The sequence below is a fragment of the Azospira restricta genome, from assembly GCF_016858125.1.
Lineage (GTDB): Bacteria > Pseudomonadota > Gammaproteobacteria > Burkholderiales > Rhodocyclaceae > Proximibacter > Proximibacter restrictus.
Window position 1 is genome coordinate 306496 of record NZ_CP064781.1, and the last position, 25337, is coordinate 331832.

At 63.0% G+C, this 25337-nt stretch carries 24 protein-coding genes; all 24 read right to left on the reverse strand.

Going from position 1 to position 25337, the window contains the following annotated elements; all coding sequences use genetic code 11:
• Window positions 1-951 carry an NAD-dependent epimerase/dehydratase family protein gene (locus IWH25_RS01460; RefSeq protein WP_203387589.1) on the reverse strand — a complete coding sequence of 317 codons (951 nt, stop codon included), beginning with the start codon at window positions 949-951 and terminating at the stop codon, window positions 1-3.
• Window positions 927-1679 carry a glycosyltransferase family 2 protein gene (locus tag IWH25_RS01465; RefSeq protein ID WP_203387590.1) on the reverse strand — a complete coding sequence of 251 codons (753 nt, stop codon included), beginning with the start codon at window positions 1677-1679 and terminating at the stop codon, window positions 927-929. The genes IWH25_RS01460 and IWH25_RS01465 overlap by 25 nt, the downstream gene beginning before the upstream one ends.
• A complete protein-coding gene (locus tag IWH25_RS01470; protein ID WP_203387591.1) occupies window positions 1676-4204 on the reverse strand; it encodes a hypothetical protein in 2529 nt (842 codons plus the stop codon). The genes IWH25_RS01465 and IWH25_RS01470 overlap by 4 nt, the downstream gene beginning before the upstream one ends.
• Window positions 4205-5572, reverse strand: a complete 1368-nt coding sequence (locus IWH25_RS01475) for a capsular polysaccharide export protein, LipB/KpsS family (RefSeq protein ID WP_203387592.1) — start codon at window positions 5570-5572, stop codon at window positions 4205-4207. It abuts the gene before it with no gap.
• Window positions 5569-6990, reverse strand: a complete 1422-nt coding sequence (locus IWH25_RS01480; RefSeq protein WP_203387593.1) for a surface carbohydrate biosynthesis protein — start codon at window positions 6988-6990, stop codon at window positions 5569-5571. Before IWH25_RS01480 ends, IWH25_RS01475 begins: the two co-directional genes overlap by 4 nt.
• A complete protein-coding gene (locus IWH25_RS01485; RefSeq protein ID WP_203387594.1) occupies window positions 6987-8441 on the reverse strand; it encodes a lipopolysaccharide biosynthesis protein in 1455 nt (484 codons plus the stop codon). Before IWH25_RS01485 ends, IWH25_RS01480 begins: the two co-directional genes overlap by 4 nt.
• 93 nt (window positions 8442-8534) lie before the next feature.
• Window positions 8535-9314, reverse strand: coding sequence for a CDP-alcohol phosphatidyltransferase family protein (locus tag IWH25_RS01490; RefSeq protein ID WP_203387595.1), 780 nt, complete (start codon window positions 9312-9314; stop codon window positions 8535-8537).
• Window positions 9315-10037, reverse strand: coding sequence for a class I SAM-dependent methyltransferase (locus tag IWH25_RS01495; RefSeq protein WP_203387596.1), 723 nt, complete (start codon window positions 10035-10037; stop codon window positions 9315-9317).
• Window positions 10015-10860 carry an SDR family oxidoreductase gene (locus IWH25_RS01500; protein ID WP_203387597.1) on the reverse strand — a complete coding sequence of 282 codons (846 nt, stop codon included), beginning with the start codon at window positions 10858-10860 and terminating at the stop codon, window positions 10015-10017. Before IWH25_RS01500 ends, IWH25_RS01495 begins: the two co-directional genes overlap by 23 nt.
• On the reverse strand, window positions 10857-11609 hold the full coding sequence (locus IWH25_RS01505; RefSeq protein ID WP_203387598.1) for an SDR family NAD(P)-dependent oxidoreductase: 753 nt from the start codon (window positions 11607-11609) through the stop codon (window positions 10857-10859). The genes IWH25_RS01500 and IWH25_RS01505 overlap by 4 nt, the downstream gene beginning before the upstream one ends.
• Entirely contained in the window at window positions 11599-12432 is an 834-nt protein-coding gene (locus IWH25_RS01510; protein WP_203387599.1) for a sugar phosphate isomerase/epimerase family protein, read from the reverse strand. Before IWH25_RS01510 ends, IWH25_RS01505 begins: the two co-directional genes overlap by 11 nt.
• A complete protein-coding gene (locus IWH25_RS01515; protein WP_203387600.1) occupies window positions 12432-13184 on the reverse strand; it encodes an SDR family oxidoreductase in 753 nt (250 codons plus the stop codon). Before IWH25_RS01515 ends, IWH25_RS01510 begins: the two co-directional genes overlap by 1 nt.
• The gene (locus IWH25_RS01520; protein ID WP_203387601.1) at window positions 13181-13876 is read right to left on the reverse strand and encodes an acylneuraminate cytidylyltransferase family protein; all 696 of its coding nucleotides are present in this window, start codon (window positions 13874-13876) and stop codon (window positions 13181-13183) included. The genes IWH25_RS01515 and IWH25_RS01520 overlap by 4 nt, the downstream gene beginning before the upstream one ends.
• Window positions 13873-14490, reverse strand: coding sequence for an SIS domain-containing protein (locus IWH25_RS01525; RefSeq protein WP_238998972.1), 618 nt, complete (start codon window positions 14488-14490; stop codon window positions 13873-13875). The genes IWH25_RS01520 and IWH25_RS01525 overlap by 4 nt, the downstream gene beginning before the upstream one ends.
• Window positions 14487-16379 (reverse strand): N-acetylneuraminate synthase family protein, encoded by a 1893-nt coding sequence (locus IWH25_RS01530; protein WP_203387602.1) that lies wholly within the window; start codon window positions 16377-16379, stop codon window positions 14487-14489. The genes IWH25_RS01525 and IWH25_RS01530 overlap by 4 nt, the downstream gene beginning before the upstream one ends.
• The gene (locus IWH25_RS01535; RefSeq protein WP_203387603.1) at window positions 16376-17764 is read right to left on the reverse strand and encodes a GHMP family kinase ATP-binding protein; all 1389 of its coding nucleotides are present in this window, start codon (window positions 17762-17764) and stop codon (window positions 16376-16378) included. Before IWH25_RS01535 ends, IWH25_RS01530 begins: the two co-directional genes overlap by 4 nt.
• Entirely contained in the window at window positions 17755-18468 is a 714-nt protein-coding gene (locus IWH25_RS01540) for a sugar phosphate nucleotidyltransferase (RefSeq protein ID WP_203387604.1), read from the reverse strand. The genes IWH25_RS01535 and IWH25_RS01540 overlap by 10 nt, the downstream gene beginning before the upstream one ends.
• The gene (locus IWH25_RS01545) at window positions 18465-19052 is read right to left on the reverse strand and encodes a D-glycero-alpha-D-manno-heptose-1,7-bisphosphate 7-phosphatase (RefSeq protein WP_203387605.1); all 588 of its coding nucleotides are present in this window, start codon (window positions 19050-19052) and stop codon (window positions 18465-18467) included. Before IWH25_RS01545 ends, IWH25_RS01540 begins: the two co-directional genes overlap by 4 nt.
• Before the next feature lie 74 nt (window positions 19053-19126).
• Window positions 19127-20086, reverse strand: a complete 960-nt coding sequence (locus IWH25_RS01550; RefSeq protein ID WP_203387606.1) for a UDP-glucuronic acid decarboxylase family protein — start codon at window positions 20084-20086, stop codon at window positions 19127-19129.
• Between the two features lie 93 nt (window positions 20087-20179).
• The gene (gene rfbC / locus IWH25_RS01555; protein WP_203387607.1) at window positions 20180-20740 is read right to left on the reverse strand and encodes a dTDP-4-dehydrorhamnose 3,5-epimerase; all 561 of its coding nucleotides are present in this window, start codon (window positions 20738-20740) and stop codon (window positions 20180-20182) included.
• A 75-nt stretch (window positions 20741-20815) separates the two neighbouring features.
• Window positions 20816-21697 (reverse strand): glucose-1-phosphate thymidylyltransferase RfbA, encoded by an 882-nt coding sequence (rfbA, locus tag IWH25_RS01560; RefSeq protein ID WP_203387608.1) that lies wholly within the window; start codon window positions 21695-21697, stop codon window positions 20816-20818.
• 42 nt (window positions 21698-21739) lie between these two features.
• On the reverse strand, window positions 21740-22723 hold the full coding sequence (locus tag IWH25_RS01565; RefSeq protein ID WP_203387609.1) for a GDP-L-fucose synthase family protein: 984 nt from the start codon (window positions 22721-22723) through the stop codon (window positions 21740-21742).
• A gap of 4 nt (window positions 22724-22727) precedes the next feature.
• Window positions 22728-23843, reverse strand: a complete 1116-nt coding sequence (gmd, locus tag IWH25_RS01570) for a GDP-mannose 4,6-dehydratase (protein ID WP_203387610.1) — start codon at window positions 23841-23843, stop codon at window positions 22728-22730.
• A complete protein-coding gene (locus tag IWH25_RS01575) occupies window positions 23840-25297 on the reverse strand; it encodes a mannose-1-phosphate guanylyltransferase/mannose-6-phosphate isomerase (RefSeq protein WP_203387611.1) in 1458 nt (485 codons plus the stop codon). The genes gmd and IWH25_RS01575 overlap by 4 nt, the downstream gene beginning before the upstream one ends.
• Between the last annotated feature and the right edge of the window lie 40 nt (window positions 25298-25337).

Consider the following 25337-nt stretch of genomic DNA (forward strand, 5'->3'; position numbering starts at 1 on the left):
TTACTTTAACAGCACGGCACGTCGCACACCTTCCCGCAGCCCCAAGGGAGGCTGCCATCCCAGAGCATCCATGATCTGACGGCAGTCGACCTGCAGCGGATCGAGCAGGCGCTCCGCAGCCCCTCCCCGGCCGACCACCGCCGCTACAACGCGAAGCAAATGCTCCGGAATCCACCAGAGGCGAGCCGGGCGGCCCATCGCATCGGAGATCAGGCGGATCAGGTCGGCTGTGCCGACATCCTCGTCGTCGGCGACGACGAAGGCCCGGTTGGCGGCCGCGGGATGGGTCGCGGCGCAGATCAGCGCCGAGACGAGGTTATCCAGTCCGATGTAGCTCCTCGGTGCCTTGGCCCCGCGAAGGGGCAACGGCACGCCGCGCCGCACGAGGCCGACCAGCCGACGAAAGTTTCCCGGCGCCGCAGGGCCGTAGACCAGCGGCGGCCGGACAACGGTCCAAGTCATACGTTCACCCGCGGCCGCATCGGCGACGGCTCGCTCCGCGTTGGCCTTCGAACGGCCATACGCATCCTCCGCCGCCAGCGGCGTCGCCTCGTCGATTCGACCGCCACCCGGGCGACGGCCATGGACTGAGATCGAACTGAGAAAAACGAAACGTAACACACCTGCGCGCACCGCCGATCGTGCGAGTTGCGCGGTTCCATCGACGTTCACGTCGCGGTACGTCCGGTCTTCGGTCTGCGGCCGGTGAGCGACGCCCGCGAGGTGCAGCACGACGTCCACTCCGCACAGGGCATCGGTCCAGTCGGTCTGTCCGGAAAGAGCGCCGATCGCCACACCCTCGGCAGCCCCTTCCACGCTGTCGCCGGCCCGGCTCGCCGCCCGCACCGTCCAGCCGGCGGCAGCGAAGGCGCGCACACAAGCGCGCCCGATGTAGCCGGTCGCCCCGGTCACCAGTATCCGCACTTTCAGAAAGTCCGGTACTTGCGCCAAGCGTTAACCGCGTAGCGCACGAAATGAAAGGCCGACACCGGCAGCGACAACCGTTCGATCTCGCGATAAGTCCCCCAGACCATTCGTGCGGATCGCCCCTTGTTCCGCGACACCGACAGCCCCATCACCCGGTAGCGCATCAGGTCCTCGTTCAACCCGAGGGCAACGTGCCCACGTTTGAGGATTTCGAGCCACAGAACGAAGTCGTCGTAATATGTTTTGGTCATTTGAAAATCACCGGTCAGCGCGCGGTCGATCAGCACCGTCGAGGTCGCCAGCGCGGTGTTGCCCAGGAGTTGCCGGTAGGTCAAGCGCGCAGGAATCCGGATCCGGTGCCCGGCGCCGCTCCCGTCGGCGCGGATGCGACGGAACGACGTATAGCTGATCGCCGCTTGGTATTGCGACATGAACTCGAGTTGCCGCGCGAGTTTCTCTGGCAACCAGAGATCATCGCTATCGAGAAACGCGACATACCGCCCCCGAGCTTGTTCCAGAGCCGCCTGTCGTGCCATCGCCGGGCCGGCATTGGCCTGCCGGATCAGGCGCACCCGCGGATCCTCCAACGCAAACTGGGCAACGACCCCTGCCGTTCCATCCGGCGACCCGTCGTCGACGACCAGCATCTCCCAATCCGGGTAGGTCTGCGCCTGCACGGAACGTATCGTTTCGGCAATGGTTTTCTCGGCCTTGTAGGCCGGCGTAATGACTGAAACCAAGTGATCGTTCATTTGCATTCCAGGGACAACAAGACAGCGTCACCGACGATTTGCCCTCGGCCGCCGAGTCGGGTGAGCAAATCAGCCCCTCCTAGATTACTGCCGCTGGATACCGGGAAGTACGACGGATCAGCCGGGCGACTGACCCAATCCAGGGTATCTGGGGAAACGACAACGGCAACTCGCTGGACGTATCCTGTGCCGAACGAGGCCCCTGGCTGTCCGGTCACGAATGGCATCACCCCGGGTAACACTGCGCGCGGAACCAAAGCATTATTGTAATTGATTGCTTGAAGCGCATCGAGTCCGGCACCGGACTCGACAAGTCGCCTTGCACGAGCGTAATTGAATTGTCCAGATGCCGACGAATCGATGATCTGCAGCAACTCTCTGCATACGTCATTACCTGATGCCCCGCGGACAGTATCTTCCAATAGAGTGCTCAGCCTAAGGCGACTGTCGTTAACCATCGTGTTCAGGTTCGAGAACGATATGAGCGGCGGATTCCCACTACGCGCCCCGACCAAGGCCATCGTCTTTGGGTCCGAGACGACAACCGCATCTGCAGCGAGTACCGCTGCGATGCGGTCGGCGGTGTCCAGCTCTCGGTGGCCATAGTGACTAAACGCGCCCGAGCCCGCCGGCATTTGTCCGAAGTAGGCGTAGCTCTTGAAATAAGCCCTCGATACGGTGGCCTCGACCATGATCGCTATGACAAGAAGCCCTCCAAGCCGTGCAGTCGGCGCGAACCGGCTGGGCAGAACGGCGAATAAGACGCCGATTCCGACCATTGCAAACAATAATGGGTAGAGTCGCTCTAGGAACGGCCTAGCGCTGTACTCGACGCCTATCATGACGAAGGCCATTAACGCGACGAGGTATGCCACCAGGATCCATGTGACGCTGCGCGAAAACGCTGATGTCAATTCGCTACAGCTACGATACGGAAATACGAACAAGGCGATTACGATTGAAAGCAAGACCACTATCAGAAAAGCACCGCGATGCACGAACGGGAACCCCGTGAGGGTAAAGGCGAGCAAAAGCAGGCTGACAAGCAGTACGGGGATACCCTCCCCTTCATTTTCTGTTGCCGCGGTGCCGGCGCCCCCCCGCTCGGCAAACGCAGCTTTCCAAACGAGGCGCAGCACAAACAGGCCGCAAATCACGATGCCTAGAATCGAGAGCTTACGGCCAACCTCGAACAGCGCGATCCGGCCGCCGGCTCCCTGCGCAAGATCGAAATCGACGACCACGTCGGACATCCGCTTGCCGGTCATCGGATTCAATAGGTAGTCGAATGCGGACCAAAGGCCGAACTCATCTTGCGGCAGATGCCCTCCGAGCAAGAGGATGTGCGCGGTCATTCCTGCGACAAGAAGCACAACACCGAAAGAAAGCCAATAGATCATCGACGCGAGACGCGGTGTTCGTCGAGCTCGCTCAAACACCTCTAGCGCCACGCCAGCAAGTACTGCCATGACGACAAAAAGGGCTGCGGAACGATGGAACGCCAACGCCGAGAACACCGCGAGGGTCAAGAGCGCAATGCGTGCCGCTCCAAACGTCAGCGACGCGAGAACGGACAACCCGACCAGCGCGAACAAGCTCCAGAGAACCGGGGCACGCAAGACGACGATACCGATACCGACAGTTGTCACGGTGACGAGCAGCGTTATGCCAATGGTTCTCCATGATTCGACAGCCCGAACGTTTGCGACCAATAGAGACAGGACCAACAGCGCCGCCATTTCCGCCACATCGCCGTTTGTCGGGTTGGAAAGTCCTAGCAATGCAAGTCCGAGGCCGAGCGCCAAGCCAAGTTGCGAAGGGGTGCGCGTCAGGCGCGCGACGACCGCAAAAACCGCGCCGATCTGAAGCGGAGCCATTGCGGCGGGGGGGACCCATTCGGCACGCAGCGGGTCGACACCCGCTCCACGTGCCATGAGTCCGAGCAGCAACTGTTGAAAGGGTATGTAGGAATCGGCGACAAAGGGATTCAAAACATCGTGCTTCGCAAACGCGAGAGCACCGACGTGAAAGTGGGTGCGCTGAAACAAGTCGAGTACCGGGAAATCGGAATAGATCACAACACTCGCTGCGTATCGAATCAGGACCAGAGGAGTGCCGACGAGCAAGACGACTCTCAACACGCCCCGGTCACCGGCGCCAGGCCAGATCTCTCTGCCCAAGAGAAGAACACCGATCGCGGCCAAAACGCAAATGACGAAGAGGAGAGCGTCGGCACCGCTACCGGTCAGTCCATACCGCTCAAGGACGACATACGCAAAGATGATGAACAGCGCTCCAAGAAGCCAGGCCACCAGCAGCGCCTGAACGCGCCCGACACCATCTGGAATCGAGCGCTGCCAACCGAACGCCAACAACAGGCCTAGTCCGGAGGGGATCAGGAGCGCGTAGGGTGCCGCCAGTGCTGCGGTTGCCAGCGGCGGCAAAACACCCGCCGCGAGAATCAATAAGCCGAACGCGTAGGCTGCCACGCCAGCAATGACCTCTCGAGAAAACGCCATCGCCAATCAGATTCCCGTTGCCAGATCGGCGCAGCGCATCAGCGAAGCCGCAAAAACGGCCACGTTGCCAGGTTCCACGTCGTACAACTCGCCTGGATGACTGCAATCCCAAACATCCTGAAAGAATCGCTCGACGCCTGTGTCGTCAATCTCCCGCCGCGGCGTCGCCAGTAGGGCAGGCAATTCGGCAAGGGACCGAACCCGCGTCACCAACGGGCTGTCCTTGTAGAACGAATCGCCGAGCGCGAACACGCTCTTGCGATAAAGCAATGCTTCGGCGCCCGCCTTCGAATTGATCGTAACCACCGCTTCCGCTGCCGAGAGCACCCAATGGTTGTTGATCGCCGGCGACAACAGGACCAGGTTGTCGTGACGACGAAGCAGTTCCGCAGTCCGAACCGGGTCGATCGCCCCGATCAGCGCCGGGTGCTCCTTGATCGCCACGCGCCAGCCCAGGGGCGCGCAGCGGCAAAGGAAGTCGATCGTCGCGAGCTGATCCAGATACTCCGGGGAACGCACGGTCAGCGCGAAGTCGGCCGGAACGTGGAGCGGGTAGTAGAGCAGCGGCCGGTCGGTCGGCAATTGCCGGTAGTGCCGTGCGAGTTTGCGGGAGTTCAGGAACATGCGGACGTGGCGACCGACGTGCCCGCCAATGTGCTCGAACTCCTCACGCTGACCACGGACATGCTTGGCCACGAGCTTCTCCACCAGCCGGCGGACGTTGCGCGGATCGGCCAGCTTGCGGCCGGCGCTCCGGTAATGCAGGCGGTCCTTGCTCGGAATGACCACCGCCTGCGTGGTGCGGACGCCCGCAATCGAGTTTCGGACGGCCGGCGAGGCCGGCGCACCGCCCGGCACGACGCGCGGCGCGGAGAAGGTGTTGGGGGTGAAGAAGACGCGTCCGCGAAAGAACGACGGTTCGATGAACCAGTTGTCGATGCCGCGACTCCGGGCCGCGTAGAAGGCGGCCAGAACAGAGGTGAAGCCCCCCAGTTCCTGGACCATCACCGGGTTCCTGCACTCACCGCGCCACGCGTCGACGATGCGCCCCATGGCCGCGAGGTGCCCCTTGAACTTGCGCACCAGTGCTGCCGTGTCGCGCAATTCGTATGCGGCTTTCTCGTGGCCGATCAGGAGCGCCGGGAGGTCCACCCCGAAATCGTGGAAATTCACCTCGTCGGGCTGCGCCGGCTGGTAGTCGAATGGATTGAAGACGCGCGCGCCGGAACGTCGCAATTCGTTGGCCGCGCCTTCGTGAAAACAGACATGCGTTACGGCATGGCCGGATGCCTCGAGCTGGCGCCCCAGCGCCAGGAAAAACCGGCTCTGGTTGGCCGCGAGGCTGACGAAAAGCAGATCACGTGTTTCGGTCATTTCTTTCTTACCGCAATGGTCGACAGCGGCGCGCCGGTTAGCGGGTTGCGGACAATGCTTGCAAGCGCCGGGACACCGTCGTCCAAGCGGCAATACTGTTCCAGGAGACCGATGACAAACGGCAACTCGATCCGCTTCTGCCGCCGACTCCTCTGCACCAGCTCAGCAAGTGTGGAAACCGGTTTCGAGCCTGCCAGCGCGCCGAGCGCGCCGCGCAAGACCTGAAGCGCGCTGGCGCGCGACCGGCCACCCCGAACGGCCGCCCCCAGGCTTCGACGCGCCGCCGGCTGCCGGTCGCCGAGCCTCGACATCAGAAAGGTCGCGACCCGGCGCGCCGATAATCCATCGCTCAAGTGATACCATCGCCCGACCTCTCTGGAAATCATGATTTTATCATACCCGGCCACCGCCGCGTCCGGGTCGGCGATCAGAGAAAGAAGCATTTCCGGATCGCCCGCCGGGCAGCTCAATCGCGACGGCAAAGGTGCATGGCGCCGCATCCGTTCCGTGTTGAGGTATTCGAGAGATATTGGCAGCTTGCCCAAGCGTACGGTATCGACCGCGCTCCCGCAGTTGAGGTGAACAACGCAGTCCGCGGCGAAGATCGCGTTGAGGATATCGCCCGCCCCATCCACAATGACATTGGACAGCCCTGCAAACCGGTCACGATAAATTTGTGGATTCTCGAACGGGTGGGGGCGAACCAGCACAGTTTTTGCCGGAAACGTGCGGGCAATCAGTTCGACGGCATCAAGATACCTGGGGAAGACCGCCTTCAGCTCGTCGAACAGCTTCTCGACGTAGTCAGCCTCCCAACCCAGCGACTTGAAGATGCGGCTCTCGTCTTCGGCCGAGCGCGTGAACTGAGGATTGATCGCGGAGAAATTCGTGTTGACGAGCACGAACCCGCGCCTCTCATACTCCAATACTTCGGACCAAGGCGCACAGCACAGGTCGTAGCGCGGGCATCCCGTCACGGCGAGCGCCTCGGCATCCATCCCGCTATGCTCCACGAAGGCATCTCGGACAGCCTCTCCCCAGAAACAGTAGTCATGAACCAGCGCGGCGAGGCCCGACTGGCGAATGCCGCGCGCCCAGTTAGCAGGTGAATCGAGCCCCGACTCGGATAGCACGCCACCTTCGGTATCCAGAACGGCAACCCGATAATGCAGTGCGCGGTAGGTCTCGAGCAGAGACCGGTTGTTCTCCCGCGCATAGTTGACAACCACCAGATCCGGAGCAAGGAGCGGCAAGTCGTATCCCTGCTGGTACATCGGAACCAGATAGGCCAGCGCGCCTAGCTTGGTAAACTCGTGGGCGAGCAGAACCAGGCCGCGCAGGTCTCGCCGGGGGTTGTCCACCACGATGGCGACCCGCGGGGAAGCCTCCACGATTTGATGGTGTCTGGTGTCGTTCATTCGTTCGTCCGGCCCCTGGCCTTGCTCACCTTGCTTCCGATAAACGAGCGCAGGTCGTCCATTGACCCGCGGTCCAGCACCATGGCCGCCGTCGCGATGGTACCCGCCACAACGACGGCCATCTTGGCGATGGCACTAAGCGCGACGCTATCGAATCCGGCTCGTGAGCCGACCCAGAAGGTAAGCAAACCCATCGACCACAAGATCAGGAGCCGCCGGCCATAGAACGGTCGTGGATAGGCACGGTGGGCCACCGCGATCTGCACCAGGGCGCGCACACCTGCTGCAATTGCGATGGCCCAGGCGGCGCCTATCGCTCCATGAGCGGGAACGAAGTAGCTCAACGCCACCAGTGACGCCGCCACCTGGACCGCGGATATCACAGGCCAGAGGGCGTTCTTCTTGGAGAGATCCAGCCCCCGTCCCATTGCCGTAGTAACCGCCTGGAGGTAGACAGTCAGGACGATCCACGGCACGAAAGCGTAGCTTTCTAGGTAGCGTTCGTCGAACACCGCGATGATTTCTCTGGAAAGCAGGGCAACCAGGAGCGCCGGCGGAAGCAGCAAGGCAACGTAGTAGAAAGAAAACAGGCCGACGATGGCTGGCGCGTCCTTGCGGTCGTGCATGACACGATACAGAAACGGAATCCAGGCCGACTTGAGCCCCTGGTTAACGACAACAACCGCCGATCCGAACTGGTTTGCAACGTTGTAGAGACCGATCGTGGCAAGCGGAACATGCTTGTCGAGGAAGTAGCGATCGAACAGGCTGATCGTTCCGTCAAGGATCGTCGCGGGAACCATGGGAAGGCTGTAGGAAAGCAGTTCGCGAAGATTTCTCGCTCGCCAAGCAGCGACGGCGCCGCGCCAGTAGTGCGCCGAGAGACCGACGGCCCAGCACGCGGCTCCGATCAGGCCCCCGAGCAGATAACCCGCCGCGCCCATCGAAAACCCGGCAACCATCATCACGCTCGCCGCAGACTGGGTCAGGAAGACCCCCGCCGTGATATAGGAAAACTGCTTCACCTCGCCCCGGATTCGCAATACCGACAGCGGCAACGCGACCAAGGTCATGAAGAATGCCGTCCAGAGACCCACGAGAAAGAAAGGGACAGAATCGACCTTTTCGAAGACTAGGTTAAACACCCGGTGCGCGATGGTGAGCGACAGACAAACCGCCAGGCTCCAGGCAACGATCCCGAACCAGATCGTTCCCAGGCGCTCCCTCCGCTGCTCCTCGCTCCACTCCGGGTAATAGCGCTGAACGGCGTCGTGCAAACCGAGTCCGAGCACCGGCACAAGAAAACCTTGCGTGAGTATTACGATCCCGATGACGCCAAAGTCCGTTGGGGTCAGAAACTTCCAGTAGACCGGAAGCAGGATGAACCAGCCCAGGCGTGACGCGACTACAACCATTCCGTAAATCGTCGCGCCGCCCGCGAGGTGCTTCAATAGCTGGCCCCTGGAACTATCTGAAAACACGCGACCGCCCCCCCAGGTCCGTATTAATCCGTGGCTTGAGAGATGCGCACATGCAGGCCTGCCTCACGCGTCCTTCCGACGCACCCTGACAAGCCCGTAGACCACTTCGAACAAGGTCGCAAGGACGAACAGAGCGAAATACACGGCCAGATAGACACTTACGGCCCGCAGCAGGACTGCGAGCACCAGAAGAACCGGCATTCCTGAAATCAGACCAAAGTAGAACTTCTTTCCGTAGCGCAGGAAAAGCGGTCTTGCAGCAGTGACCGCTGGCGAGCCTACACCCCCCTGCCCCGCCGATGCCTCACCTTCGCTCCCGACATTCCCCTGCGGTACTTGGGACAAAATGAACGTTAGCCGCACGTAGAAGTAAGCTCTGAACAGGAATCCAAATGCAGTAGCCACCCCAAGAAACAACTCGACCGACGCCCCAAATACTGGATTTCCGTACCGCGCATTACCCAACGCAAGCGCCATGAACAACAGGAAGGTCAGAGAGTCGACCAACCCATCGATCATCTTCCCGAAAAAAGTCGGATGCCCCGCATAACGAGCGATATTGCCATCCATGAAATCAATGAGATACGCAAACAAGTACAGCAATGCTCCAAGCATTAGCTGTCCCGTTGCGAGCATCGCAAATGCGACAAGTAAACAGATTGCGCCGAAACCCGTTACCGCGTTTGCCGATACGCCATGCTTGATGAGAACTGCAGTAGGATAAAAAGAAACCGGTCGATACCAACGAAAGAAGTAATGCTCGGCATCAAAGACATTCTTCCTACTTCCGTAATATCCGCGCTTAATCTCACGAAAAATATCGATCACGGACTTCCCAGACATTTACGGTGCCTCCCGATGGATCCGAGCAATGACTCTGCTCACATGAGGATCCTCATCAAAGTACTTGGCATGCCCCTTACCTTCTACGGCGTAAGCAACCTCGAAACCGTACCTTGCCAGCACGCCAGAAAAATACTCGGTCGTCTGGTAGCGCCGGTAGTGATCCCCGAAGACCTTGCGAGTGTCACGATCATTTTCGTTCCTGAATTCAAAATACGCGGTGACAGAACTGTTAGCGATCGAAGCGAAAATCGAAAACATCAGCTCTTGTTCATCATCGGTAATCGTATGTTGGAAGAAACGGCTGTACAAATAAAACGGCTCGTCTCCTACAAACGATTTGACTGCTTCCGTGTCCAATTTCGTGACATCTGAATTCAAATATTGCAGGCTCTTGCCGTGGTTGTCCCCGGCACGCTCCACGCAATAGCCGATGGCGCTCACAGAAGAATCGACCCCAAGAACGCGGAACCCATGGCTCGCCATCACCCGTGAATCTCGGCCGTTTCCGCACCCAAACTCGACGACTTTTGTACCACGCTTGGCCTCCTGGCAAAACATCGCACAAAACTGACTTGGAATGTCCAAAGCGAAGGTTCCCGAATAGAACTTATTCCAATATTCTGAATTCATATATTTCCCGATAATCACAAAAATCAATGCGGATTCAAACGCCGAGTAACCTGGCGCACTCAAACACTCACCACGTACTCCTTCCCCCATCCATCACCACGTTCTGCCCGGTCATGTAGCTCGACGCATCCGAGCACAGGAACTGGACCGCGGCCCGATACTCGTCGGCACGCGCCATGCGTCCGAGGGGAATCAGTTGCGACAGGCGGGCGACGAACTCGTCGTTCTGGCCGTTGTAGACGCCTCCCGGCGACAGCGCGTTGACGCGGATGCCGACCTCGTTCCAGTAGGTGGCGAGGTAGCGCGTCAGGCCGAGCAGCGCGGTCTTGATGACCGGGTAGGTGACCGGTTTGACCGGCTGGCTGTCGTCCGGCAGGCCGGGCTTTCTGTAGAGCCGCTGGTCGGGCGCGAATACCGCGAGGTCGGAGGCGATGTTGAGGATCGCGCCCCCCCCGTGGCCGGCCATCCAGCCGCCGAAGGCTTGGCTGCAGAGGAAGGCGCCGGTCAGGCCGACGTCGATCTGGTAGTGCCATTGCTCGAGCGGGAAGTGTTCGAGCCGCGAGGTTTCGACGATGCTTTCCTTGGTCACTTTCGGGTCGACCGCGGCATTGTTCACGAGCACATGGACGCCGCCGAGGCGTTCGATGACGGTGTCGAGCCCCTCGCGGACTGAGTCCTGGCGGGTGACGTCGAGCTTCAGAGCCATTGCCGCGTCATCGCCGAAATCGGACCGAATCCTGCCGGCCTCCGCCTCGGCGCGGGCGAGATCGATGTCGGCGATGACGACGCGGGCGCCGATCTCGGCGAGAGCGCGTGCGTGCTGGACTCCCAGCAGACCGGAGCCGCCGGTGACGACCGCGACGCGACCGGTCAGGTCGAAAGGCTTGGGCAATTGCAGGGCACGCGGGTTCATGATCGGGTCTGTCCTCCATCGACGACGTAGGTGGCGCCGGTGACGAAGGCGGCCACGGGGGATGCGAGATAGGCGACGAGCCGGCCGACGTCCTCGGGCCGGCCGAGGCAGCTCAGGGCCACGTCGCGTTCCAGCATCGATTCGACGGCCGGGCGGTCCTCGCCGAGCTTTCTTTCCCAGACCGAGCCGGGAAAGAGGATGTTGCCGGGCGCGACGCTGTTGATGCGCACGCCCCGCTTGCCGAGGGGGCGTGCGGCATTGCGCACGAAGCTCTCGAGCGCGGCCTTGGCAGCGGCGTAGGCGACCGGACAGCCCAGCGCCTCGATGCCGCAGATCGACGAAATGCAGACGATGCTGCCGCGCGCGGACGCGAGAGCATCCGTGGCAGCCCACACCATTTGCGTGGTCGCGTGCAGGTTGAGGTCGAGAACGCGCCGCCATTCGTCGGGCGTCTCGCGGCCCGGCGGCACGGAAGCGCCGCTGCCAACGTTGCAGACTAGGATGTCGATCCGGCCGTGCCGCTCGAGCACGTCGCGGACGAGCGCCTGGCACGCCTCGGGCGCCCTCACGTCGGCGGCGAACGCCGACGCGCCGGGCACCGTGGCCGCGGCACCGGCGAGCCGCTCTGCGCCGCGGCCGTTGAGCGCCGCCGTGGCGCCCTCGGCGGCGAGCGTTTGCGCGATCGCCAGCCCGATCCCCGAGGACGACCCGGTGACGAGGGCGACCTTGCCGGAAAGTTCAAGATCCACTGGCGTTCCACCAAGCAAGGGTCATGTCGCGGTAACGGGCGATGGCGCCGGCATGGTCACCGTCGTCCGCGCGCGCAGTTTGCAGGATGAAGTTGCCGGCGTAACCCGCCTTGCGCAGTGCCGAGAACACGGTCGGGAAGTCGGCATTGCCGGTGCCCAGCGGCACGGTCGTCCCGCGCAGCACGCGGTCCTTGACGTGGACGTTGTCGATGCGCCGGCCGTAGCTGCCGATCTCCTCGGCCGCCGCGTAGCCGAGCGCGGCGCTGTTGCCGATGTCGTAGTTGATGCCGAAGGCGTCGGCCGGAAAACGGTCGATGAAGCTCGCCAGGCGCGCTGCAGGAAAGTCGGATTCGAAGACGATCTTCATCCGCTGTCGGACGAGGCGTTCGCGCAGCGGCAGCAGGCCGTCGATCAGCGACGCTTCGTGTTCCGGAGCCGTGAGCGAGCCGTTGTCCACCAGGGGAATCAGGACGTACCTGATCCCCACGTCGGCCGACGCATCGAGGATGGCCTGCAGGTCGGCCAGCAGGGTTTCGCGCGCGCCCCCTTCCGCCTTGAAGAAGGGGGCCTGCATGAAGCAGTCGCCGGTGAGCGACTGGACGCGTACGCCGTGTTGCGCGGAGAGCTGCCTGATCCGCTGGCGGCCGGCATCGGTCATCAGCGGGTTTTCGTACAACCTGTCATGGTCGAGCGTCCACTCCATCAGTCCGATGCCCAGGCGCTCGGCCGCCGGAAACTCGATTTCCCAATCACGCCAGGGGAAGGCCTGGATCTTCCCGTCCACCCGATCGCACAACCGGCCCTGCATGAATCCGATGTCCATCAAAGTCCTTTCGCGGCCCATCCGCCGTCGACGTAGAGATCGGTGCCCGTCACGTAGCTGCTGGCCGGCGAGGCCAGGAAGATCGCGGCGCCGGCGAGTTCGTCCGCCTCGCCCCAGCGGCCGAGCATGGTGCGCGCGGCCCGCGCCTGCCGGCGCTCGGGGTCGGCGTAGCTGCCTTCGGTCATCGCGGTACGGACGTAGCCTGGAACGAGATTGTTGACCCGGACGCCCTGCGCGCTGTGGTCGAGCGCGAGCGCGCGCGTCAGCGCGGCGAGGCCGCCCTTCGAGGCGACGTAGCCGGGGTTTCCCGGGAACCCCAGCGCCGCGCCGATGCTGGTGACGTTGATGATCGAACCGTAGCCGCCGCGCAGCATGCAGGGCACGACCACACGACAGCATTCGAAGACGGCCGTGAGGTTGCATTCGATCGTCTGGCGGAAGGCGGCGGACGGATCGCCAGCCGCCTGCGCTGGAAGCGTGATGCCCGCAGCATTGACCAATACGTCGATCCGCCCTTGCCCGGCGAAGATCTCCTCGACCAGGCTGCCGAAGGCCGTGCTGTCGGTGACGTCGCAGGTCCGATACAAGAACGCTGCCGCGTCGCCTTGCGCAGCAGGCGAGCGCCCGAGGCCGAACACCGTGGCGCCGGCGCCGGCGAGGCCCCGCGCGATGGCGTGGCCGATGCCGCGCGAGGCGCCGGTGACGATTGCCACGCGGTCATGCAGGCTGAACACGCCGGCTCCCGCGCTCATGGCCGATCCAGCCGAAATCCACGCATGATCGCGGAGCAGAGATCGATGTCCTCGGGATTGTCGATCTGGAACATCTTGAACCGGCTCATGGCGAACAGCCCGATCCGGCCCCCGAGGCGGTTGTTGTCGCGGCGAAGTTGTTCGGGGCGGAAGACGTAGAACGACCCGTTTTCGAGATAGCGCTTCTCGATCTGCTGCCGGCGCTTCCGGTTGCGGTAGTCGTAGTTCACCGATTCGGCGCCGCCGTCGGCACCGATCCGCCAGGTGAAAAAGTCCTCGACCTCGGTCACCGAGAGCAACGAGTCATAGCCCTGCTCGCGCAGCGCCTGTATTCCCCCGTCGAGGTCGGACGGTTCTCGCAGCGGCGACGTCGCCTGCATGGCGACGACGAGGTCTATCGCCACGCCCTGCGCCTCGATCGCGTCGAGGGCGTGCAGCCAGGCCGACTCGGATGTCGCCGCGTCGCCCGATATTTCGGGCGGGCGGCGGATCGGGCGCGCGCCGTATGCTTCGGCGACCGAGAGTATCTCGTCGTCGTCGGAGGTGACCCAGACCGAGTCGATTTCGGCCGCATTCCGCGCCTGGAGGATGGACCAGGCGAGCAGGGGCTTGCCGCAGATGTCGACCAGGTTCTTGCGCGGAATGCCCTTGGACCCGCCGCGCGCGGGGATGATTGCAACGACGGACGTCATGCGTATTCCTCCCGACCCGGGCCGCCCGGCGCCTTGAAGATCATGTTTTCCAGCAGGCCACAGAGGATGTGGCCGAGGAGGATATGGCATTCCTGGATGCGCGCGGTGACCTGCGACGGCACACGGATGCATTCGCAGAGGCCGTTCGCCAGCCCGCCCGACTGTCCGGTGAGGCAGAAGGTCGGCAGCCCGAGCCGCCGGGCGACCCAGATCGATTCGATGATGTTGGGGCTGTTGCCGCTGGTCGTGATCGGGATGTAGACGTCGCCGGGCTTCGCGACGGCCTCGAGCTCGCGCGCGAAGACCTGGTCGAAGCCGTAATCGTTGCCGATCGCGCTGATCGCGGAGCTGTTAGTGGCGAGCGCCAGCGAGGCCAGCGGCGCGCGGTCGAACTGGAAGCGCGAGGTGAACTCGGCCGACAGGTGCTGCGCGTCGGCGAAGCTGCCGCCGTTGCCGGCGAAGACGATCTTGCCGCCGCCGCGCAGGCTGTCGCAACAGACGAGCGCGACGCGCTCGACCTGCGCCAGGGCGGCTGGGTCCCGCAGCACCGCCTGCTTGACGGCGATCGAGTCCTCGATCTGCCGGGAAATTTCGGCAACCAACGTGCCGCTCACAACGTGCCCTCCAGGCGTTCGAGCGCGATCCAGAAGCCTTCGCCGCCATTCTTGTGGCCCTGCCAGATTTCGGGAATGAACGAGGCGCCGGGACACCCGGCCTTGAGGATGCCGCCCAGCCGCGCGAAGTCGATGTCGCCCTCGCCGATCTGAAGGCCCTCGCCGTTCAGGTCCTTGGCATCACCCAGGTGCAGGTGCCCGGTGAACGGGGCGATCTTCGCCGCGAAGTCGTAGAAGTCGTAGCCCAGGTGGTTGCAGGTCAATCGGCTGTGCGAAACGTCGAAGCACATCCGCAGGCCGAGGCGGCTGCACCATTCGACGATCTCGTCGATCTTCACGAAGATGTTCTGGTAACGCTGGCCGCCGAAGTGCCATGGGAAAGGCGCCATCGTCTGCGGGATGATCTCGACGCCCTCGCGGTCGAGTTCGTCGAGGCTGTTTGCAAAGCGCCGGTAATAGCCCTCGATGACGTCGGCCGGCAACGGTTCGTCCATGGTGAAACCACCGATGTTGGCGACGATCATAGGGCGTCGGGCCTTGGGGAAGAACTTGCGCAGCGAGCGGGTGATGTCGATCACGCGCTGGGTTTCGCGGATCGAGTCGTTCCGGTACGCGTCGTCCGGCGTCGCGAGGTCCATCAGGCGGCTTCCCGAGAAGAGCTCGGGCGCATGCACGACGTAGTCGGCTGAGTAGGTTCCTCCGAGGTAGTCAGCGGGATCGAGGTCCATGTCGGAGTACGAGAGATGGAACTCCCACAGATCCGGGGAAATGCGGCCCGCGTACTCCTTGAAGTCGTGGTAACGGACCGGCACGCCCCAGGGCCTACCGAACCGGTAGGCGCGCGGCTCGACCCGGGTGTCGGCAAGGTCCGACGGGTAGAAGAAGTCTTCTTCGCGCATGTCGCGCCGCAAGGTTCGCCCGACCAGACGGGCGAAGTTCTGCGGCGACAACCCCTGCCCCGGGCTGCGGATCTTGACGTCGCCGGCGCCGAGCACCGTACCGGCGGACAGCGGGCGCGCCGCGACGAGGCTCTTGCCGAGGTTCTCGCGGTTGATCATCTCGCCTTGCGAAAGCTTGCGGGCCAGGCCGTCGCCGAGCGCTTCCTCGATCTCGCGGATGCCCTCGATCATCTGCCTGAACTCGGCGTGGGTAAGGCTGGCCGCGTGGTCGGGGCCCTCCATCAGCCGATCGAGCGTGAAGTGGCGTTCGACGATGCAGGCGCCGAGCGCCACGGCGGCGAGCGACACGTTGATGCCGCGCTCGTGGCCCGAATAGCCGACCAGCGGGTGGATCTTGCGAAGCTCGCCCATCCAGCGGAGGTTGATGTCGTGGAGCGGCGCCGGATAGGTGCTGTTGCAGTGGAGCAACGCGTAGCGAGCGCCACGGGCGTTCAGGAAATCGACCGTCGCGCGGACTTCCTCGGTGGCGCTCATCCCCGTCGACAGGATCAGCGGCTTGCCGGTGCGCGCCAGGACGTCGAGCAGGGGCAGGTTGGTGAGGTCGGCCGACGCCACCTTGTAGGCCGGAACGCCGAACCCTTCGAGCACGGCGACGCTCTTCTCGTCCCAGGGCGTGCACAGGTACTCGATGCCCTTCTGGCGGCAGTACTCGAAGAGTTTCCGGTGTTGGTCGACGCCGAGTTCGAAGCGGGCGAGCAGGTCGAGGATGTACTCGGTGCCCAGGTCCTCGCCGTCCTTGCGCAGGCTGCGCTTGCGATAGACCTCGTCGAGGTGGCGCATCTGGAACTTGGCGCAGTCGGCGCCCATGTCGACCGCCCGATCGATCATCTCGATCGCGCGCTCGAAGCTGCCGTTGTGGTTGTTGCCGATCTCGGCGATGACGTAGGTCCGGCCGCTGCCGACCTCACGGTTTCCGATCGTGAAGCTCATGTGTTTTCCATTTCGATGTGGTTTCTGCGTTCGCGTACGGTCCAGGCGCGCAGGCCTTCCTGTTCGAAGCGGAAGGGCCGGATATGGAGGCCGCGGCCTTCGAGGTAGGCCATCAGGTCGTGCTTGTAGAAAGGCGGCGCGTAGAAGAGGAAGAAGCCGCCGCCGCCCGCGCCGAGCAGCTTGCCGCCGATCGCGCCATTCTGCCGCGCGCCGTCGTAGATCTGGTCGAGGCGCGAGTTGGAGATCTTGCTGCTGAACTGGCGCTTCGATTGCCAGGCCTCGTGCAGCGAATGTCCGAATTCGAGCAGCCGCCCGCGCAGCAACTGGTTGCGCATGCGGTAGGAGAGTTCGACGTTTTCGCGGACCACCTTGCGGATGTCTTCCTGCTGCATCTGGCGGCGCTGGTCTTCGTGGATGTCGCCCGAGTCGTGGGTCGTGCCGGTGTCGCAGAGGACGAGGCTCTCTTCCAGTTCGAGCAGGGTGTCCGGGTGGATGCGCAGTGGATGGACGATGTTCTGGTCCATGCGAAATTCCATGAAGTTGAATCCGCCGAACACCGTCGCGTACTGGTCCTGCCACCCCCCGGCAACCCCCAGGTAGAGGCGTTCGGCCTGGTAGGCGAGTTCCGCCAGCTCATGCAGGTCCCACTGATCGCGCCGGAACTGGTTGAAGCAGCCGAGCACCGAGGCCGACACGACGGCGGAGCCGCCGAGGCCGGACTTCATGGGGAAGTCCGAGTGCAGGTAGAGTTCGAACCCGAAGTCGGGGCTGATCGCCTTGAGAAGCGCCTGCACCAGGCCGAAGCGCCCCTCCTGCCGCAAGACGGCCGGAAGGTCGTCCGCCACCAGCGTCTGGCCGAGGTCGCGCGAGGAGACGACGATCCGGCTGTCGTCGCGGATCCGGAGCGTCGCGTGGCTGTACAGGGACACCGTCGTATTGATGACGGCGCCGCCGATCTCGGAGAAGTAATGCGTGAGGTCCGAACCGCCGCCGCCGAAGCTGATCCGTACCGGCGAGCGCGCGCGCGCGTAGACCGCCTCCTCGACCTGGACGGGCAGGTGGTCGCGGCTGACGATGCCGGCCAGGCAACGGTCCTTGTCGAGGATCGGGATGACCCGGATCCGGTGGTCGAGCTTCTTCATCAGCGACTCGCGCGACGTTTCCGGCGTCTCCCAGACGAAGTCGCGATTGGCGCAGGATCCGATGCGATCGTCGAGCGTGCCGCCTTCGAGCAGGCGGCGCCGGATGTCGCCGTCGGTCGCCAGCCCGGTGACGGCGCCGAAATCGTCCGTCGTCAGGACGATGCCATGGTGGTTGCTTTCGATCTGGGAGAGCGCGTCGCGCATCGACGCCGCCTCGGCGATCAGGAACTTGTTCAGCTGCACAGCTTGCCCTCGCGATCGCGCTCCTGCCAACGGCAGTAGCGCCGGTAGTCCTCGGGAACCCCGATGTCGATGAAATCCGACTCCAGCGGAACCGCCCGCAATCGGCGCGCCGCGAGCAGTTTCGGGAAGACGTCCTTTTCCAGGGACAGGCGCTGCCCGTCCCATGCCGTGAAGTGCTCGGCCTGAAGTGCGCACAGGCCGGCGTTGATCCAGCCTGCTCCACGGCTTTCGCCCTTTTCACGGAAGGCGCACACGAACCCGGCGTCGTCGACCTCGACCTGTCCGTACCGGGAAACATCCGCCTGCCGGACGACGATCATCGCGTCGGCGCCGGCGCTTTCGAGTTCGCGCACTCCGGACCCGAGCCAAGTGTCGGCGTTGGTGACCAGGAATTCGCCTTCGAGGCCGAGATACCTGACCGCGTAGGCGACGGCGCCGCCCGTGTCGAGCGGCTGCGGCTCGGTGATCGACTGCACGGTGCAACCTGCCAGCAGACCGTCGCGCCGCGCGTCGATGAAGCGATCGATGAGATCCGCCTGGTGGTGCAGGAGAAAGACGAAGGACCGGACACCCTGAGCGATCCAGTGCTCGACCTGGTAATGCAGGAAGGGCGTCGTCCCGACCGGCGCCAGCGGCTTCGGGACGTCGTTGACGACATCCCGAAGCCGGGTACCGAAACCTCCCGCGAGCACCAGCATCTTCATCGCAAGGCCAGCGCCGTTCCGGCGCCCTCCAGGCAGGAGATCGCGTCCTTCAGAGTGCGCACCGGGACGTAACGGAGCCCTTCGAGCGCGGCGGGGGACTCGTTCGAGAAGAGGATATTCAACCCCACGCCGGCAGCGACCCCAGCCTGGATGTCGCTCGGTTTGTCGCCGATGAGAATCGACTTCTCCAGCGATACGCCGAGCTCGCGGTGCGCCCTCAGGATCATCCCGGGACCGGGTTTTCGCGTGTCCTCGTCCTGCCGGTATTCACCAATCCCCGCCGTCGGGTGGTAGGGCGAGAAATACACCTTGTCGATGGGGGCGCCTTGCCGTTCGAACTGTTCGCACATCCACGCTGTCAACTCGTGGAACTGCGCCTCCGAATAGTAGCCACGCCCGATCCCAGCCTGATTGGTGACAACCACGACGCGATAGCCCAGCGCACGCGCGGTGCGGACCAGGTCGAAGATGCCTTCGATGAAGTCGAAGTTGTCCTTCGAATGAACGTAGCCGTGGTTGACGTTGATCACGCCGTCGCGATCGAGGAGAAGCGCCCGGTCGTGACGCGATTCGGAAATATTCATCGTTGGAGTGTGATTGCTTCGCCGCGACCATCAGCGCTGACTGCTCGCACTGGTAGTTGTCGCCTACGGCGCGATCATTTCCCGGTCAGGATGCGGAAATATTCAATTGTTCGGGTGAGCCCAACTTCAAGAGGTACCGTGGGTGCCCAGCCAAGCCGCTCGCCGGCGAGCGAAATGTCCGGCTGGCGCTGCTTCGGATCGTCCTGCGGCAGCGGCAGGAAGCGCAGGTGGCTCTTCGACCCGGTCAGCCGCAGCACGGCCTCGGCCAGCTCGAGCATCGTGAATTCGCCCGGATTGCCCATGTTGACGGGGCCGACGAATTCGGCTGGCGAAGCCATCATGCGGACGAAGCCCTCGATCAGGTCGTCCACGTAACAGAAGCTGCGGGTCTGCGAGCCGTCTCCGTAGATCGTGATGTCCTCGCCGCGCAGCGCCTGGACGATGAAGTTGCTGACCACGCGACCGTCGTTGGGGTGCATGCGCGGACCGTAGGTGTTGAAGATCCGGACGACCTTGATCGGCATCGCATGTTGCCGCCAGTAGTCGAAGAACAGGGTCTCCGCGCAGCGCTTGCCCTCGTCGTAGCAGCTTCGAGTGCCGATCGGGTTGACGTTGCCCCAGTACGACTCCGGCTGCGGATGCACGGTCGGATCGCCATAGACCTCGCTGGTCGATGCCTGGAGCACCTTGGCCTTGGTCCGCTTGGCCAGCCCAAGCACGTTGATCGCCCCCATGACGCTGGTCTTGGTGGTCTGCACCGGGTCGAACTGATAGTGGATCGGCGACGCGGGACAGGCGAGGTTGTAGATCTCGTCAACCTCGACGTTGAGCGGCTGCGAAATATCGTGCCGCAGCAGCTCGAAATGCGGGTTATCGAAGAGCCCGAGAATATTGTCACGTGTACCAGTGAAAAAATTGTCGACGCAAAGGACGTCACACCCCTCAGCAAGAAGCCTCTCACATAAATGAGAACCCAAGAAGCCAGCCCCGCCGGTTACCAAAACGCGTTTTTTCAGTGAGTATCTGTTACCCATTATGCAACTCAAGGTTGGTCAGCATCGCTTCCTGATAGGCGATCACAAAACTAGAAAAATGCAGCGACAGCAGCCACAGCCGATCATTATACTTCATGGGCAACCTGTCATTTCTCGCAACACCATCCCGTTTGCATCCTTTGTCGAAAGAACTGGATAGTTGCCCGCAGGGAAAATGCTCGGCCAAATCACCCCGACGTCAGAATCATTCCAAAGAACACACCGCTCATGCGCCGGCGAGTAATAGTCCGTCGTCTTGTACAAAAACTCCGCCGTCTCCGACAAGGCCAGAAAGCCGTGCGCGAACCCCGGCGGAATCCACATCTGCCGCTTGTTTTCGGCCGACAGCACCTCGCCGACCCACCGGCCGAAGGTCGGCGACCCCTTGCGGATGTCGACGGCGACGTCGAATACCTCGCCGGCAACGACCCGCACCAGCTTGCCCTGCGCCTTCGGCGGCAACTGGTAGTGCAGGCCGCGCAGCACGCCCTGCGTCGAACGGGAGTGGTTGTCCTGGACGAAATCCGGATCGATCCCGGTCGCCTCCCGGAACGCCTGCCGGTTGTAGCTTTCGAAGAAAAATCCGCGATCGTCGCCGAACACGCGCGGTTCGAGCAGGATTACGTCGGGAATCTCGAGGGGAGTTGCTTTCATTTCTTTGCCTACTCTGTCCTTGGTCCTTCGATATGCGCTTCGCGCCACTCGGGACGAACGGCCGGCGGAGTGCGGTCAGAAAACCGATTCCTTCAGCAGCCGCTGCAGATACTGCCCATAGCCATTCTTGGCCAGCGGCGCAGCAAGTTTCTCCAGTTGCGCGGCATCGATCCAGCCCTGGCGCCATGAAATTTCCTCGGGGCAGGCGACCTTGAGCCCCTGCCGCTTTTCCAGCGTGGCGATGAACTGGCTGGCTTCGAGCAGGGACTCGTGCGTACCGGTATCGAGCCAAGCGTATCCGCGGCCCATGATCTCGACCGACAGGTTGCCCTGCTCCAGGTAGAGGCGGTTGAGGTCGGTAATTTCCAGTTCGCCGCGCGCCGACGGCTTCAGGTTCCTGGCCAGCTCGACGACCTGCCGGTCGTAGAAGTAGAGGCCGGTCACCGCGTAGTTCGATTTCGGCTGCCTCGGCTTCTCTTCGAGGCTGACCGCCTTCCCCGCGGCATCGAACTCGGCGACGCCGTAGCGCTCGGGATCATGCACGTGGTAGGCGAAGACGGTCGCACCGTCGTCGCGCACCGCGGCGCTGCCGAGCAGGCGGTGGAAGTCGTGGCCGTAGAAAATGTTGTCGCCGAGCACCAGCGCCGAGAGGTCGTCGCCGATGAACTGGTCGCCGATGATGAAGGCCTGCGCCAGACCGTCCGGGCTGGGCTGCACCGCGTAGGTCAGCTCGATGCCCCACTGCGAACCGTCGCCGAGCAGCTGCTCGAAGCGCGGCGTGTCCTGCGGCGTCGAGATCACCAGGATTTCGCGGATGCCGGCGAGCATCAGCGTCGTCAGCGGGTAGTAGATCATCGGCTTGTCGAACACCGGTAGCAGCTGCTTGGAGACGGCGAGCGTGGCCGGGTGGAGGCGGGTGCCGGCGCCACCGGCGAGGATGATGCCTTTGCGTCGCACGCCTAAAACCTCTCGAACTATAGACACGTTAGAAATGTCGGCTCAGTTGGCCGAAGTCGACAGAAAATCCCGATAAGCCAGCACGAGGCCATCTCGCAAATTGGTGCGGGCACGCCAGCCAAGGCTGGTCAGCAGCCCGACATCCAGCAGTTTTCGCGGCGTACCGTCCGGCTTGGTCTTATCGAAAACCACTTCTCCGGCGAAGCCGACAACATCCTTCACCAACAGCGCCAGATCACGGATCGTTTGATCCTGCCCGGTTCCCAAGTTTACCAGCGGCGGGCAGAATTCACCCGTCGCCGCTTCGTCACTGCCCAGCAGCCGCGAAAACAAGGAATCCGGCAAGGACATCAGGAAGACGCAGGCCGCGGCCATATCATCGCTGTACAGGAACTCGCGCCGCGGCGTGCCGGAGCCCCAGACGGTGACCGACGGCGCCCCCGTCACCTTTGCTTCGTGGAACTTGCGGACCAGCGCCGGAATGACGTGGCTGTTCTCCGGGTGATAGTTGTCGCCCGGGCCGTAGAGATTGGTCGGCATCACCGCCAGGTACTTCGTGCCGTATTGGCGGTTGTAACTCCAACACATCTCAATGCCGGCGATCTTGGCCAGCGCGTACGGGCGGTTGGTCGGCTCCAGCGGCCCGGTGAGCAGATGCGCCTCGCGCATCGGCTGCGGTGCCAGCTTCGGATAGATGCAGCTCGACCCGAGAAATAACAGCCTCTGCACACCGTGCCGGTAGGCGGCATGGATCACATTGGTCTGAATCGCCAGATTGTCGCGGATGAACTCTGCCGGATAAACGTTGTTCGCATGGATGCCGCCAACCCTGGCCGCTGCCAGAAACACGTAGTCCGGCCTTTCTGCCGCGAAGAAGGCCTCGGTCGCCCGCTGGTCGGTGAGATCTAGCTCCCCGTGCGTACGCAACAGCAGGTTGGCGAACCTCTCCTCCCGCAGATGCTTTACCAGCGCCGAACCGACCAGTCCGCGGTGACCGGCAACATAAATCCTGGCGTGTTTTTCCATGGCGCTATTCGTGGTAGTCGTAGGCTTGGAAACCGGCCATCTTGACCAGCGCGTCGCGCTTCGCAGCCGAGTAATCGGCCTGGACCATTTCCCGTACCAGTTCCTGCAGCGAGGTTTTCGGCGACCAGCCGAGCTTCTCCTTGGCCTTGCCCGGATCGCCGAGCAGGGTCTCGACCTCGGTCGGGCGGAAGTAACGAGGATCGACGCGGACGATCGTATCGCCGACCTTCACCCGCACGTCCTTGTCCAGAACGGCCGCAACGATGCCGGCTTCGTTCTGCCCCTCGCCTTCCCAGCGCAACTCGATCCCCAGTTCGGCAGCAGCGAACTCGACGAACTGGCGCACGCTGTACTGCACGCCGGTGGCAATCACGAAGTCGTCGGGCTTTTCCTGTTGCAGCATCAGCCACTGCATCTCGACGTAATCGCGCGCATGCCCCCAGTCGCGCAGCGCCGACAGGTTGCCGAGGTAGAGGCATTCCTGCAGGCCGAGCGCCATGCGTGCCACGGCCCGCGTAATCTTGCGCGTGACGAAGGTCTCGCCGCGAATCGGGCTCTCATGGTTAAACAGGATGCCGTTGCAGGCATACATGCCGTAAGCCTCGCGGTAGTTGACCGTGATCCAGTAGCCATAGAGTTTGGCCACCGCGTACGGGCTGCGCGGATAGAAGGGCGTCGTTTCCTTCTGCGGTGTTTCCTGCACGAGGCCGTAGAGTTCGGAGGTCGAGGCCTGATAGAAGCGCGTCTTCTTCTCCAGGCCGAGGATGCGGATCGCCTCGAGCAGCCGCAGGGTGCCGATGCCGTCGGCGTTGGCCGTGTATTCCGGCGTTTCGAAGCTGACGGCGACGTGGCTCATCGCCGCCAGGTTATAGATCTCATCCGGCTGCACCTGCTGGATGATGCGGATGAGATTGGTCGAGTCGGTCAGATCGCCGTAATGCAGCACGAAGTTGCGGTTCGAGACATGCGGATCTTGGTACAGATGGTCGACGCGATCGGTGTTGAACAGCGACGCCCGCCGCTTGATGCCATGAACGACGTAGCCCTTTTTCAGCAGGAATTCGGCCAGATAGGCTCCGTCCTGTCCGGTGACACCGGTAATCAGCGCTGTCTTCGTCATGTACCCGACCTCCCGTAGTTGTCGTTGAAGCGGACGATGTCGTCCTCACCGAGGTAACTGCCCGACTGGATCTCGATGATCTCCAGCGGCACCTTGCCGGGGTTCTCCAGCCGGTGGACGGTGCCGAGCGGGATATAGGTCGACTGGTTCTCGGTCACCATCAGCACCTCCTCGCCCCTCGTCACCCGCGCTGTCCCGGACACCACCACCCAGTGCTCGGCCCGGTGGTGATGCATCTGCAGACTGAGCGCCGCCCCCGGGGCGACGACAATGTGCTTGACCTGGAAGCGCTGGCCACGGTCGACGCTGTCGTACCAACCCCAGGGACGATAGACCTTGCGGTGCGACTGCGTTTCGCTGCGTTGTGAGCCCTTCAGCAGAGCGACCAGTTCCTTCACCGACTGGATTTTCGCCTTGTCCGCAACCAGGACGGCGTCGGGAGTTTCTACCACCACCATGCCTTCCAGCCCGACGCAGGCCACCAGCCGCCCTTCGGATACGGCCAGCGTATCGTGCGTATCGACTGCCAGGACGTCGCCCATCAACACGTTGTGCTGGCCGTCCTTCTCGCCGATCTCCCAGAGCGCACTCCATGCACCGAGGTCTGACCAGCGCGCGTTCAGCGGAACGACGGCCACCGCTCCCGAATCCTCACCGCTGCCGGCCAGACGCTCAAGAACCGCGTAGTCGATCGAATCGCTCGGGCTGCGCTCAAAATCCGCCTTGGCCGGACGCATGAAGTCGACATCAAGCAGTCGGCCCGCATAGGCCACCTCGACCGCCTCCGCGATATCGGGACGGCAAAGCCGGATATTTTCCAGCCAGACCGAGGCCTTGAAAACGAAGATGCCGGCGTTCCAGAGATATCCGCCATCCTGGAGATAGGCCGCAGCCGTCAGTGCATCCGGTTTCTCGACGAACTTTGCGACAGCGAATCCCGCGCCTTCCGCGAGCGCCTCGCCAACCTGGATGTAGCCATAGCCGGTCTCCGGCGAAGTCGCGCGCACGCCGAGCGTCACCAGGCGGCCACCCGCTGCCAGACGAACGCCTTCCGCAACTGCACCGAGGAACGCATCGACATCCTGGATCACGTGGTCCGCCGGCATCACCACCAGCACCGGGTCGTCGCCTTCGCCAAGCGCATGCATGGCCGCCAGCGTCACCGCCGGCGCAGTATTTCGGCCACAGGGCTCGAGAATGAGCGGCGCATGGCGGACGCCCACGGCCTGCAGTTGCTGCGCCATCAGGAAACGGTATTCCTCATTGCCGACAAGGATCGGCGGCACCAGCCGCGCACCATCGGTCAGCGGCAGATTGTTGAGGCGCAAGGCCGTCGCCTGCAGCATCGAATGATCGCCGCAAAGGCGGAGCAATTGCTTCGGATACTGCTCGCGAGACAAGGGCCACAAACGTGTTCCCGAGCCTCCGCAAAGGATGACGGGCTGGACGATCATTGCCCCCCCTCCACTTCCTTCCGGGCACGATTCCGCAGAC